Raw genomic sequence first — 12,148 nt, forward strand, 5'->3', positions numbered from 1 at the left:
GCGGTACAAACTTGCGATTGATTCGATAAACCGGCGTAACTTCAAATTCGCAGCCGTTTTGCAAGTAGTCTTGATTCCTTCCGTTCGGTAACCGCCCTGCTGTAACGTAATCGCAGTATTGCTTTTCGCCTCCAATAGGAAAAGAATATATTGCCTATTCTGGAGTATAAAAAAAATTGATAGGTTTCTCGTTCAGACAACTCGAGTACTTCGTGGCAGTGGCCGAGCATGGGAGCATCAGTGCGGCCGCCAGGGCGCGGCATGTCTCGCAGCCGTCCGTTTCCATCGCCATCTCGCAACTGGAGGATGCCGTGAATGACCGATTGTTCCGGCGCCAGGTCAGTCGAGGGCTGGAGTTGACGCCCGCTGGCACGCGCTTGCTCAGTCAGGCGAGAGACATCCTGAGCATGGCCGCGAAAATGAGCGTTCAAGCTGATTCCCAGCCTCAAGTGCTGCGCGGAAACCTGTCGCTGATCTGCTTTCAGGATTTGGGGCCGTACTACGCCCCGCGCCTGCTGTCGGGATTCCGAAAGGCGCATCCTGAAATTGAGGTCACTCTGTTCGAAACGGATCTGGCGGGCGTTCACAGGAGCATCACCGCAGGGAAGGCGGAGCTGGCGCTCACGTACGACCTGGGGCTGGACCCCCTCCTTCCCCGGCAAGTGCTGGCGGAACTGACACCCTATGCGTTGTTATCGAAGGATCATCGATTGGCCACGCACGATGCCGTCTCGCTCCATGAGCTTGCCCAGGAATGCCTGATTCTCGAAGACATCGCCCAGACTCGCGAGTATTTCCTGTCGCTGTTCTGGGCCCATGACCTTCGGCCGCGCACCCAACAGTACACCCAGACCTTCGAAATGCAGCGAGGTCTGGTGGCCCACGGGTACGGCGTGGCGTTGTCTTGCACCCGGCCTGTCGGCGATCATTGTTATGACGGCACGCCCCTGACATGCCTCCCTGTCATCGAGGACGTATCACCTCAGCGAGTGGTTCTGGCCCAATCCCGAGCGATGCATCCATCACCGGTCGCAGAAGCCTTCGTCAAATGGGTCGCCAATGACTGGCAAGAACGACACGACTGAAGCACTGGCGAACAAACACATCATTTCAGCACCCGAAATAGTGAATTGAGATTGATGCAGGTTCCGCGCACAAACCCGTTGCAGGAGGATTGATTAAGAAGAATGTCAGCTTTAGTCGATTCCTGCCTGTAACGAACGTCGGCTTTGGGTCGTTTTCTGCCTGTCAGGACTGACCGAAATTGGCTGATTTCTGCCCGTCACGACGGGCAGCAGACGACCCAGGCTGTCACGTCAAAATAGTCCTCCCAACGCCGCTGGCTCCCAGTTCATGATCACCAGTTCGCCACTGACCTCGGCCTTGCCCTGCCGCTGGTTGCTCGTGGTGTAACGAATATCCAGCGTCTCGAAATGAAAACCTTCAAACACCCGGCGAATGTCGGGGTGGTCATTGATGCTGACCATCACCCTGCCCTTGCAGCGGCGCATGAAGTCGGCCATGCGTTCGTAGTTTTCAAACGGAAAATCCACCCCATAACCAGCGGTCTGCCAGTACGGCGGATCCATGTAGTGGAAGGTATGGGCACGGTCGTAGCGTTCGGCGCATTCCAGCCAGGGTAGGTTTTCCACGTAAGTGCCCGACAGGCGTTGCCAGGCGGCCGAGAGATTTTCCTCGATCCGTAGCAGGTTAATCGACGGGGTGGTGGTCGCGGTACCGAAGGTCTGCCCGGAGACTTTACCGGCGAAGGCATGGTGCTGCAGGTAGAAAAATCGGGCGGCGCGCTGGATGTCGGTGAGGGTTTCGACGCGGGTCATTTTCTGCCACTCAAACACCTGGCGCGAGCTGAGCGCCCACTTGAACTGGCGCACAAACTCTTCGAGGTGGTTCTGCACCACGCGGTACAACGTCACCAGGTCGCCGTTGATGTCATTGAGGACTTCGACGGGCGCGGCCTGGGGGCGCATGAAGTACAGCGCGGCACCGCCGGCAAACACTTCGACGTAGCATTCGTGAGGAGGAAAAAGCGGGATGAGGCGATCGGCCAGGCGGCGTTTACCGCCCATCCAAGGAATGATGGGTGAAGACATAGAGTGCAAGACCTTTACTGTATAAATAAACAGGCGCTAGGCTCGCTCCGCTTTGTGCACAGAGCAGGAGCCTTGGCGGGACTTGCAGGGACCATCTGCGGGGACGGTGGCCAGGCGGGATGTTGACGCATCCAGACTGGCCGCTCCTTTTACTTCGAGGTTAAAACCTTTTTGACTTGGGACAACTCACGCTCCTGGGTAATCAAACGGGCACTTCAAGCACGACTTTCTGCGGCTTGCCTGACGCCTTCGCCTTACCCTCCTTGCCACCATTGCATTCGATCGACACCGTCCATCCGGACGGGGTGAAGGTGTGATCCACCGACTCCACCAGGTATTCGCCATCAAGACCACGCTTGAAGCCTTGCGCTTCGATCATGCATTCGGCAAACAGGTCGGTCCGGCCCGGCAGGTCGAGGCGCACCGAGGCGGTGGATCGGTTGAACGCCGCCAAACGCGCCTTCGCCGCTTCGTCGGCAGCGGTTTTGTCCGGGTAGAGATGGCGGTCGGTGTGCACCGGCGGCAGGCCCTCGGGCACGTTGGGATTGTCCAGATGAGAGACCAACAATTCTCCGCTGGCCGGGTCCTGATACTGGGTGCTGACGCCCTGGTGCGTGCTGCGGTCGCTCAAGCGAAACTGCCAACGAGTGACGTCATTGCGCTGCAAGGTGATCACACCCAAGGCCTTGCCGTTGGCGCTCTGCCCGCCTTGTCGCGGCAAGACCAGCAGCTTGCCGTCGGCCACCTTGGCGGTGCAGTCGTGTTTTTTGGCCACGCGGGTGATGAAGTTGAAGTCGGATTCATTGAGCTGATCCATGCGCGGCACGCGGGTGTCGACCGGGCACGACGGCTGCCAGCCGTTGCGTACGGCCACGTCGCCCACGATCTGCGCCAAGCTGACGTCTTCCCAACTACCACTGCGGGTGGTCTTGCCGCTGCCGCGCATGTCGCTGGCCTTGCCGCTGATCACTAGCGTGTCCGGCGGGCCGGAAACGGCCACCTCGTCCACGGTGTAGCGGCCCATGCGCGTCAGGTCGGCGCCGGCATAACCCAGGTAGACCTCGATACTCGCGCCACGCGCAGGCAGCGACACCGCCCCATCGCGGTCATCGATGCGCAGTTCGAACGAATCTGAGGCCATCCCGGGCCGGTCGGACAGCTGCAGCGAGACCAACCGATCATTGATCAAGGTGGTGATGTCGGCACCGTCGGCGACGATGCGGAAAAGCGGTTGCATGTCGGCACTCCAGACAAGAAAAAGCCCGCACGCGGCGGGCTGGGTAACGGCATCACTCCCACAACGAAATGACGCTGTCCGTTTCGACCACCAGGTCTGGCAACGTGATCAGCACACCGGCCCTGAACGGCTGTGGCTCATCGGCCAGGCCCTGATTGGCCGCCAGCACCGCCTCGACGCTACGGTTCAGGTGACCGTAATAGTGGTGGCACAGGGTGTCGAGCAGATCCCCGTCAGCTGTTCTGCAAGTCATCGCCATAACGGACAAACTCCAATGAAAAGCCTTGCTTGCGCGGGATCGCCCCGGGCAACAAGGCGCTTTGCTCTTCGTCAATAGTGGTCAAACACCAGTTGCCCAATACCTCGCCATAACCCGTGGTCAGGTTCAGCGGCAGCAACTTGGCACCGATGCTGCGCAGCCTATCCAGCTGCTTCAAGCCGCCTTTGTAGCTCGGGTAGATCGCGCCTTTGATGGTGATTTTCTCCTCCCCCAGACCCACCGCCTGTTGCGCCGGGCGCCGGGTCAGGCGTTCCTGCGCCGCCCAGCGAAACGACGTCTGCCGGCGTAGTTCGTCAAACGCCGCCGTATCCAGGTTGAAGTAATACGGCCGCTCATTGGCTTTCAGCGGGTAGAGAATCAGCAGGTGCGGGAACGGCTTCACCGCGTCGGGAATCGGCGACATGTCGCCGGCAAACCATTCCGTGGGGAAGATGTTGCCCAGCGCGGCATTGGCCTTGCCGGCCACCTTGTTGAACGCCGCGCCAAAGCGGCCAATCTGCTCTGTTAACGCAGAAAAGTGTTCCTCAAACCCGGCCAGTGCGCGCTGGGTCTGGTTGTAGTAGCTGGCCACCTTGCCGATCTTCGCCTGCGCCGAGTTGATTGCACTTTGCAGGCGCCGGGTCTTGTCGCTGAGGTCTTCGCTGATAAAGGGCAAACCTTCCAGCGCATCCGCTGCCCCGCTGATTTCATTGAGCGCGCCATTCATCGGCCCGGTCATCGACTCGAGATCAGTGCGACCAGCTTCACCGGCGTCGACCATGTCCTTCAGCCCGCCCTGCAAGTGTTGCAAGTAGGTCTTTTCATCCGTCATCACATTTCCTTAGCCCACATGGGGCGCATCAAACAACTGGCGGGCGCGCGCCTCCCGGGCGAAGTCCTCAAACTGACGGCTCAGGTACGGCATCAACGCTTGGGCCAACTGCGCCGGGTCTTTCACATCGCCCTGCACGGTAATGACCGGGGCCGGCGCGAAGGTGAATTGCTGGTCGACCTTCGGCCATTCGGGCGTCTTTGGCGCCGCGGTCGCCATCAATGCCGCTGCCGTCACCGGCGCGACGGGCGCGCGTTCCATCGAGCGCACAACCGCGCCAACGCCCTGGCCGGCGGCCATGGGAAAGAGGCCGAGCGGTGCTTTGGGTACGACCGGCGTGTCCGGGCCGCCAAACAACGCCTTGCCCATGGTCGCGCCCAGCTCACCGCCGCCCCACGCACCGAGCATGCCCCCGATCACTCCGCCGATCGCGGTGCCGATCAGCGGGATGACCGAACCGATGGCCGCGCCGGCTGCTGCACCGGCCAAACCACCAGCCAGCCCGCCCGCCGCCTCGCCGTAGCCTTCGGCCTTTTCATCACGGGTGGTGGCGTTGAGGTAAGTGTTCACCACCTGGAAGCCGGCATCGGCCACCGCCAGCGACCCGCCCACTTTCATGCCACGGGACGGCCGACTTGCAGGGCCTTTGCCCTTTCCGCCCTTCCCTTCTTTGCCGTGATCCAGCCCGTCGTCATCGCCGTCATTCGCGTTGGTCACGAACACCCGCTGCACGATGTTGGACTTGCCGCCCGCCGAACCGCGCGCGATGTTGGCCAGCCCCCGGCCGATCTTCAGCGCGGCCCAGGCTTTGCCCAGCACCAATGCTCCGGTAGTGAGCGCCGCCAGGCCCAGCACCGCCTCGGGCGTTTTCTCGGACAAGGCGGTCAAGCCCCGCGCGGCCGCACCGATACCGCTGGCCAGCGCATCGGTCGCCGGACGCAGGGCGTCCCCGATGGCACGCAGCGAGTCGTTGAACGCCTGACCGGTTTCGGCCCAACGTTGTGACGAGGCCTCGCGCCGTTCGCGCAGGTTTTTGTCGAGAATGTCCTTGCGCGGACCGTTGGGGTCCGAGGCGCCTTTTTTCAGCTCCGCGTAGAATTTTTTGTTTTGGGTGTACGCCATCAGGGCAGTCTTGACCTGCATGTCGGCAAACAGATCCCCGGTACGCAGGGTGGCGGCCAAGGCATCGGCCATCGCTTGCGCCTTGGCCGGGTCGGTTTCATTGTCAATCTGCGTCAGTCCCTGACTTAGTTGCTTGGCCTTTTTCGGATCGGTCTTTTCCACATACCGACGCGCCAGTTCAAAACTCGCCTCGAAGGTCGACATGCCCTTGCCAATGGCGGCATTCATCGAACCCTGATAATCAATCCCGGCATCGGCATAGCCTTTGACCGTTTCCTCCGAACCGATTTTCGCGACCCAGTTTTTCAGGTTGTTCGCCGCCTCATCGGCACTGCCGGCGCTCTTGATCTGCACTTGCAGCATCGCCCCCAGTTGCGTGACCGCCTCCTGGCCGGTGATGCCGGTACTGGCCATCTGTGCCAACAGCTCCGGAAACCACTTGGCCATGTCGGCCGCCTCGAAACTGCCTTGCTGGCCCAGCAGCGCCACCGACGCCAAGGCCTGTTCCATTTTCTGCGGGTCGGTGATCTTGGCGTTGTTCTGCATCGCCAGAATCATCTTCGCCGTATCGGCGCCCGACGCCCCCTGCCCGACCGCAAACTTGGCCGCCACCGGTGCATATGTCAGCGCTTCGGTCAGCTCCATGCCGCCACCGACCAGTTGGTTGACCAGCTCGGCCACTTGAGTGTTGGCCATGCCGGTGTCCTTGGAGGTCTGGACGATATCCCGAGCGGTATTCACTTCCTGTTGTGTGTTGGCGGTACCGGACTTGATCGCGATGTCGCGAATGATCGCCTGAAAATCGGCACTGACTTTGGTCGGCACGGCCGCCAGGGTGGTACCGGCCACCGCGGTACCGAATCCGCTGCGCAGGCTCTCTTGCCCTTCCTGCACCTGCCCCATGCCTTTGGCTTTGAACTCGGCACTGCGCACCACCTTGCCCAGCGCTAGATACTCATGACGCAGACGCCCGACTTCAACACCCTGCTTGCGCAGGCTGCTGGTGTTGGTTTCCAGTTTGCGCAGCAAGGCGTCAGCATTGGCCGCGCCACTGTCATGGGCTTTTTTCCATTCATCGCGCAGACGCATGGTCTCGCCGATGACTTTCTGCAAGCCCTTGGCGCGAGTGGTTTGCGCCTCGAGCTTTTTCATTTCGCCGCTGACGTTCTTGAAAGCGGCGCCGAGTGAAGAATCGACGGCGCCGCCAATCACCAGCCCGAGGGAGAGTTTGTTGGCCATGCAGGGTACCCGTGTGCAAAGGGGGATGGGCTCAGTCCGTGAGCCACCAGACCATCTCGGAAAACGACAGGCCCTGAATCTCGGCCGCCGAAAAATTCAGCTCGGCGGCCAAGCGTTTGGCCAGGGCTTTTTGCAGCTTGGGGTTAAACCCCGTCGTCTGCTCCCAGACGAAAATAGGCGGTCTGCAGACGACGGTAATCACGCATCAGCAGCCCCTCCAGATCGCCCCGGCCGATGCTCGCCAGGCTGCAGAACAAGACCATCTCCTGTTCTTCTTCATTGCTCCCGCCCTGCAAGGTGGCGGCGCGCATTTCGCGCACCGTCGGCTCACGCAGGGTCAGCTTGTCGACCTTGATGCCGTTGGCCTCGCTCGGTCGGGACAGGATGACGGTGGCAATGCCATTGCCCAGTTGCAGCCAATTGGGCAGGACGTTGTCTTTTGCGTTGCTCATGGTGTGGCTCCTTACATGCCCAGGGCAGACCGCACGGCGGCCAGTTGGTCGACGCCGTCGATGACGCGGATCGAGTTGAGGGGATCGATTTCAAACATCACGCTGCCGTCGATTTCCAGCTTGTAATAGGTCACGGCGACGGCGTACTTGAACTCGCCTTTTTCGCCCGGTTTCCAGTCCCCCGGATCGACTTCCTTGAGCCCGCCACGCAGGGTGGCGACCACTGCCTTGACCGAACCTTTCTCGCCCTTGAAGGCACCGCGGAATGACGCGTTGAACCCGGTCAGGTCGGCCTGACCGAAGAATTTCAGCACCTCGCGGCGCACGCCGTTGGTGATGAAGCTGGCTTCCAGCTTTTCCATGCCCATGTCGAGTTCGACCGCCGCGTCCATGCCGCCGGCGCGGTACTCGTCGGTTTTGAGGGTCAGCTTGGGCAGGGTCAGGCTCGGTACATCGCCTTGCAGGCTCATGCCGTCGACGAACAGGTTGGTGTTGTAGAGCACTTCAGGAATCATAAAGCGGCCTCCTTAGGCGGCGGTGTCCAGCACTTCAGTGATCCACTGATCGGTCACCTCCACGCGGAAGTTCGGGTTTTCGGCCGGCGGTACGTCGGTGAACCGAATATTCCAGTACACCTTGCCGTCACTGAGTTCGCTGGAAGTGTTCAGCTCTTCGTCGGCATACACCTCGAAGTTGATGATCGCGCCCTGATTCTTCAGGTCGCGCATGAACGCCTGCAGGCCTTCGGTCACGTCCTTGACGTAGGTCGCCGTGATCGAGCGGTCGACCGCCCATTTGTGCGCGTAGAGGATGGCGTCCATGACGATGTCCAGCGTGCGCACGCGGGTGACGAACTTCCATTTCGCATCGCTGGACAGCGTGCGGTTGCCCCACAGGCGATACCCGTCATCCCGAATGATCGTGGTGATGTTGGCGTTGTTCAGCAGGTTGGCCCGGCAGGACGGATCGCCGTCGAGAAACTCGATCGGGCGCGTGGTACCGGTGATGCCGACGAACTCTTTGTTCGATGGCGAAGCCCAGAAACCGTAGGTGGCATCGGTCCAGGCAAACAGGCCAGCGGTCCAGGCCGAGGCCGGCGCGTTGACCGTGGCACTGGTCGTGGTGTCCCAGAACTGCACACCCGGATCGACCATGTACGCGTGTTTACTGCCGAAGTTGGCAGCGTATTCAATCGCGGCCTCGTCGGTGGTGTTCGGCCCGTCGAGGATGGCCATGGCCCGCAGTTTGTCAGCCAGCGCCACCAGTTCGGTGCCCACCGCCAAGGTCGCCGAGTACAGCGGGGTGATCAGCAAACGCGGCTGGGCGTTGAACTTGCTTTTGCCGTTGAGCAACGCCTGCATACCGGTCCGGGTGCCGTCGGCCCAAACGCCGCCAATGATCGCGGAGAGTTGCTCGGCCGGATCCTCCAACAGCGGCACCCCGACGGCGACAATCACCGCTTTGGACCGTTTAAAAATGGCCTTGCAGTCCTGAGTGATCGCCGCGTCCGGGCCCCAGGCGGCGACTGCTTCGCTTTCGCGGGTGATCAGCAGCAATTCGTTGGCCGCCGCGGTGGCCGGCGGGCCCACGGTAAAGGTGTTGCACAGGCCAATGATCGATGCGGACGGGGTGGCGATGTGGCGTGCCCCGGTATCCACCAGGGTCACGGTGACGCCGTGAAAGAAACTCATAGAGTGATGCTCCAGAAACGAAAAAGCCCCGCATAAGCGAGGCTGTGAGTGACGTGACGCGTAACGGAAAAGAAAACGCCCCGGCAATGCGGGGCGTCAGGGAGTCTGCTGATTCGGTTTATCCGGCCACTCCATCGTTCGTGGCCAACCCGCTTGCTGCGGCACTTCACTGAGCTCGATGCGGTAGAACTTCCAGGCATTCAACTGCTCGACCTGCTCGGCCGTGGCCACGCCTAGATCGACCGCATCCTGCAGCGGCGCCACCGCCAGGCCCGCTTCGTGCATCAGTTGTTGATGTTGAGCCCATGCAGCCGGCAACAAGTCCGCGTCCGATGGCGGCTCATACGCAGCGATCTCACCAAACTCACCTGCAATGGTACGAGCATAGATTTCAGGGCCATAACTGGTCGAATCGTCGGGGGTGGCCGTGAAGGGAATAGTGCCCAGTTCTTCAGTCACTAACATGAGATTAATGGCCGTATGGGCCGCATTAGTCCATTGCGGGTTCAATACATCGGTGTAATTCATTAGGCAACTCTCTTGCAAATAGTTGTTGAATAGACATTACCCGCAGAGCTATTGGCAGAGCCCCCACACACCATCCAAGTGCCACCGGGGACGCCATAGTTCTCACCCCCCGCATTTGACCAGCCCATATAGCCACCCGCTACGAGAGTTCCCGGTGGCAATGCACCGGTATTTATGTTGGCGACAACAATAAACATCCCATAGGTGCCTACGTCACCTATAACAAAATTTGCATTGGCCCAACGTACTTTGTCTGTGGCAACGGAATCGGTCCATATTGCACCTAAATCTGTCGAATCCACTGTAGCGCGCAAGTGGTCACTACCCCAGCCGATATAAATCTTGTTTGGGCCTTGCCCGCCTCCTCCGCCTTGCTGCACGGGAGGAAAACCTAATGCAGGTTGGTATGCGCCGGGATTAAAATTAGAGGCTGTCCAGAGCGTTCCGTGGTCCCATGCATCAACTTGGATGCCGATATCGGATGTGCCCGGCCGATATCCAATATGAATTTTATTGCCATCTTGGTTGGCACCTCCGCCTTGCTGCACGGGAGTAAAACCTAACGCAAGTTGGTAATTACCCGGGTTAAAGTTGACCGTATCCCAAAGCTGCTTAATCTCCCACACACCATTTTCTTGCGTACGGCAATACAGTCCCGTCCCGTCAAAAGAAGACAGAATCTGCAAGCGAAAGAGCTCGTTGTGAATCAAACTAATGACATGATGCCAGCCCGCATCGGGCGCGCTAACCAACGACTCACCAAAATAAAACCCCGTAGTGCTTAGGGCATTTAGATCCGTGTTGGAGATAAGTGCCGACGCAGCCCCCATTCCAAAAGCACCCGCCTTCAGGAGCCTTTCAGCCGTCGCATCGGTCAGGCTGGTTTGCACATCCGCAGTGGCCGCTGTTCCCAGCCCAAGGTCCTCTGTCGTCAGCTGTTCGCCCGCGGTCACCACACCTTGGGCATTAACGGTAACGCTGGAATAGGTGCCCGCTGCTACACCGCTGTCAGCCAGGACCAGCTCAATCTCGGCATCGGCTGTCCCATCGAACATCGCACTACCGCTGGCTGCCCCCGTGATGACCAGCGAGCGCGCTGTTTCCAGTTGGGTGGACGCCACAGCAGTACCGTCCACGGGCAAGGCATCGGTAATGCCATAGCCGTCGAGGGTCGTCGGGTTGCTGCCCGCGATCACCCGCCCAAGGCTGTCCACGGTGACACTGCGAAAAGTGCCGGCGCTCACTCCGCTGGCTCCGGCGATCATCGCGAACTGCAAGCCGGTGGTGCCAAGGGTGATCGGCGCATCGGTGACCAGCTGCCACAGGCTGTCGCCGTTGATGGTGCCCTGCTCCACGTGGACAAACAGCCCCGGCGTCACTTCCAGGCTGCTATCGGCATCGGCGGCCCGGGTCCAGGCCTCGGCGCTGACGACATAGACACCGTTGTCTTGGGCCTCTGCCTGGGCGGTCACCAGCACCCGGTCGCCGACGACCAAGGCCACGTCATCGATGGTCTGCTCGTTGCTCAGCGTGAGGGCGGTCGTGGTGGCGACGCGCACTGATTGTTTGTGATCGAGCTTGGCCAGCGCTTCGCTGATCGCGATGTCGACATACTCGCGGGTAGCGAGCACGACGGCCGGGTCGATCTTCAGCACGATGTTCGCCGAGCTGCTGACGATAAAGTTCATCCGCACCACTTGCGTCTTGCCGGTGCCTTGGGCCAACAACGGTTTATAGCTCGGCGCACAGTTGGCCACCGCCACCAGATCACCGTCGACGTCGTACAGGCCGATCTCGCGAATCCACTCACCACCCACCTCGGGCGGGATGATCTGTTCGGTGATCACGGTGTTGGGGTTGGCCGCATCGACGCGGATCTGGTTGATCGGCGCGCGGCGCCACTCATTGATCAACTCGGTTTGCAGTCGGTCCGGGATCGGGTCCGTGCCGTTGGCATCGCCCAAGCCCATCTCGGTAAACATCCAGTCCAGGCCCATGGCAATGGCATTGGCGTGTTTGGCTTCGCCGACCGCCGTGAGGATGGCAAAAAACTGACTGCTCTTATCAATCATAGGGATAAACGTCCAAAGTATCGGTTTCATCGACGCAGAGCGCCGGGCCAAAAGTGCCGGTCACGTCGATGTCTTGCGGGGCCGGTGGGTACACGTCGATCTCCTCGCCTTCTTGCACGCACACGGCAATGCCCAGCACCCCCTCGGTCTGCAGACTGAGCGCCAGGTTGGTCATGTGCCGGCTGACCGGACGGGCGTCGTCGATCAACCATGCCAGTTCCTCGTACAGTTCCTCGGTGATGCCTGAGTCGTTCAGCCCGACCTCCAGGGCGAACGTGCCGGGCAGGCCTTCCGGCACGGTGTCGAACCACTCGACGACGTCGATCAAGTAGCCCAAGGGCTCGACCACCCGACGCAGCGCACCGATGGTGCCTTTGCGTGCATGCACGTCGTACGCCGAACGGATCGCCGTGCGCTTGGCCTCCTGGGTCCAGTTGTTGTTCCAGCGGTCCACCGACCAAGCTGACGCCAGATACGGCAACAGGTGTTCCGGGCAGGTGTCGGCGTTGTACAAACTGCGCAGCGGGATCAGCGTGTTTTCGTAATTGGCCGCTTCCACGGCCAGCTCCAGCGGCGTGCTGTTGAGCGGTAACTGAGTGCTCATG

Annotated in this window: 12 protein-coding genes; 1 reads left to right on the forward strand and 11 read right to left on the reverse strand. The window is 60.5% G+C overall.

The features are described from left to right. The first annotated feature begins 176 nt into the window (after positions 1-176). Positions 177-1,085, forward strand: coding sequence for a LysR substrate-binding domain-containing protein (locus AC3ISI_RS18550; RefSeq protein WP_489333231.1), 909 nt, complete (start codon positions 177-179; stop codon positions 1,083-1,085). Positions 1,086-1,316: 231 nt separating this feature from the next. Here AC3ISI_RS18550 and AC3ISI_RS18555 read toward each other — a convergent pair whose 3' ends face one another. From AC3ISI_RS18555 to AC3ISI_RS18605, 11 genes are all read right to left on the reverse strand, one after another. Then, complete coding sequence (locus tag AC3ISI_RS18555) at positions 1,317-2,111, reverse strand: DNA adenine methylase (protein WP_489333232.1); 795 nt, start codon at positions 2,109-2,111, stop codon at positions 1,317-1,319. Positions 2,112-2,313: 202 nt separating this feature from the next. Next, positions 2,314-3,348, reverse strand: a complete 1,035-nt coding sequence (locus tag AC3ISI_RS18560) for a phage late control D family protein (RefSeq protein WP_489333233.1) — start codon at positions 3,346-3,348, stop codon at positions 2,314-2,316. Positions 3,349-3,400: 52 nt separating this feature from the next. Further along, a complete protein-coding gene (locus AC3ISI_RS18565) occupies positions 3,401-3,607 on the reverse strand; it encodes a tail protein X (RefSeq protein ID WP_223513278.1) in 207 nt (68 codons plus the stop codon). Beyond that, a complete protein-coding gene (locus AC3ISI_RS18570) occupies positions 3,582-4,439 on the reverse strand; it encodes a phage tail protein (RefSeq protein ID WP_489333234.1) in 858 nt (285 codons plus the stop codon). Before AC3ISI_RS18570 ends, AC3ISI_RS18565 begins: the two co-directional genes overlap by 26 nt. Before the next feature lie 9 nt (positions 4,440-4,448). Beyond that, positions 4,449-6,800 (reverse strand): phage tail tape measure protein, encoded by a 2,352-nt coding sequence (locus AC3ISI_RS18575; protein ID WP_489333235.1) that lies wholly within the window; start codon positions 6,798-6,800, stop codon positions 4,449-4,451. 143 nt (positions 6,801-6,943) lie between these two features. Beyond that, positions 6,944-7,252 (reverse strand): phage tail assembly protein, encoded by a 309-nt coding sequence (locus AC3ISI_RS18580; protein WP_489333236.1) that lies wholly within the window; start codon positions 7,250-7,252, stop codon positions 6,944-6,946. An 11-nt stretch (positions 7,253-7,263) separates the two neighbouring features. Next, positions 7,264-7,767 carry a phage major tail tube protein gene (locus AC3ISI_RS18585; protein WP_489333237.1) on the reverse strand — a complete coding sequence of 168 codons (504 nt, stop codon included), beginning with the start codon at positions 7,765-7,767 and terminating at the stop codon, positions 7,264-7,266. 12 nt (positions 7,768-7,779) lie between these two features. After that, positions 7,780-8,943, reverse strand: coding sequence for a phage tail sheath subtilisin-like domain-containing protein (locus AC3ISI_RS18590; protein WP_489333238.1), 1,164 nt, complete (start codon positions 8,941-8,943; stop codon positions 7,780-7,782). Between the two features lie 96 nt (positions 8,944-9,039). Beyond that, complete coding sequence (locus AC3ISI_RS18595) at positions 9,040-9,471, reverse strand: tail fiber assembly protein (RefSeq protein WP_489333239.1); 432 nt, start codon at positions 9,469-9,471, stop codon at positions 9,040-9,042. Beyond that, positions 9,471-11,543 carry a phage tail-collar fiber domain-containing protein gene (locus tag AC3ISI_RS18600; RefSeq protein WP_489333240.1) on the reverse strand — a complete coding sequence of 691 codons (2,073 nt, stop codon included), beginning with the start codon at positions 11,541-11,543 and terminating at the stop codon, positions 9,471-9,473. The genes AC3ISI_RS18595 and AC3ISI_RS18600 overlap by 1 nt, the downstream gene beginning before the upstream one ends. Then, entirely contained in the window at positions 11,536-12,147 is a 612-nt protein-coding gene (locus AC3ISI_RS18605; RefSeq protein ID WP_489333241.1) for a phage tail protein I, read from the reverse strand. Before AC3ISI_RS18605 ends, AC3ISI_RS18600 begins: the two co-directional genes overlap by 8 nt. Position 12,148: the final 1 nt, after the last annotated feature.

Source organism: Pseudomonas sp. GL_139_B (genome assembly GCF_057834475.1).

Coding starts and splice junctions, on each gene's coding strand:
- AC3ISI_RS18555 (WP_489333232.1), bottom strand. CDS start 2,111: ATGTCTTCACCCATCATTCCTTGGATGGGCGGTAAACGCCGCCTGGCC.
- AC3ISI_RS18560 (WP_489333233.1), bottom strand. CDS start 3,348: ATGCAACCGCTTTTCCGCATCGTCGCCGACGGTGCCGACATCACCACC.
- AC3ISI_RS18565 (WP_223513278.1), bottom strand. CDS start 3,607: ATGGCGATGACTTGCAGAACAGCTGACGGGGATCTGCTCGACACCCTG.
- AC3ISI_RS18570 (WP_489333234.1), bottom strand. CDS start 4,439: ATGACGGATGAAAAGACCTACTTGCAACACTTGCAGGGCGGGCTGAAG.
- AC3ISI_RS18575 (WP_489333235.1), bottom strand. CDS start 6,800: ATGGCCAACAAACTCTCCCTCGGGCTGGTGATTGGCGGCGCCGTCGAT.
- AC3ISI_RS18580 (WP_489333236.1), bottom strand. CDS start 7,252: ATGAGCAACGCAAAAGACAACGTCCTGCCCAATTGGCTGCAACTGGGC.
- AC3ISI_RS18585 (WP_489333237.1), bottom strand. CDS start 7,767: ATGATTCCTGAAGTGCTCTACAACACCAACCTGTTCGTCGACGGCATG.
- AC3ISI_RS18590 (WP_489333238.1), bottom strand. CDS start 8,943: ATGAGTTTCTTTCACGGCGTCACCGTGACCCTGGTGGATACCGGGGCA.
- AC3ISI_RS18595 (WP_489333239.1), bottom strand. CDS start 9,471: ATGAATTACACCGATGTATTGAACCCGCAATGGACTAATGCGGCCCAT.
- AC3ISI_RS18600 (WP_489333240.1), bottom strand. CDS start 11,543: ATGATTGATAAGAGCAGTCAGTTTTTTGCCATCCTCACGGCGGTCGGC.
- AC3ISI_RS18605 (WP_489333241.1), bottom strand. CDS start 12,147: ATGAGCACTCAGTTACCGCTCAACAGCACGCCGCTGGAGCTGGCCGTG.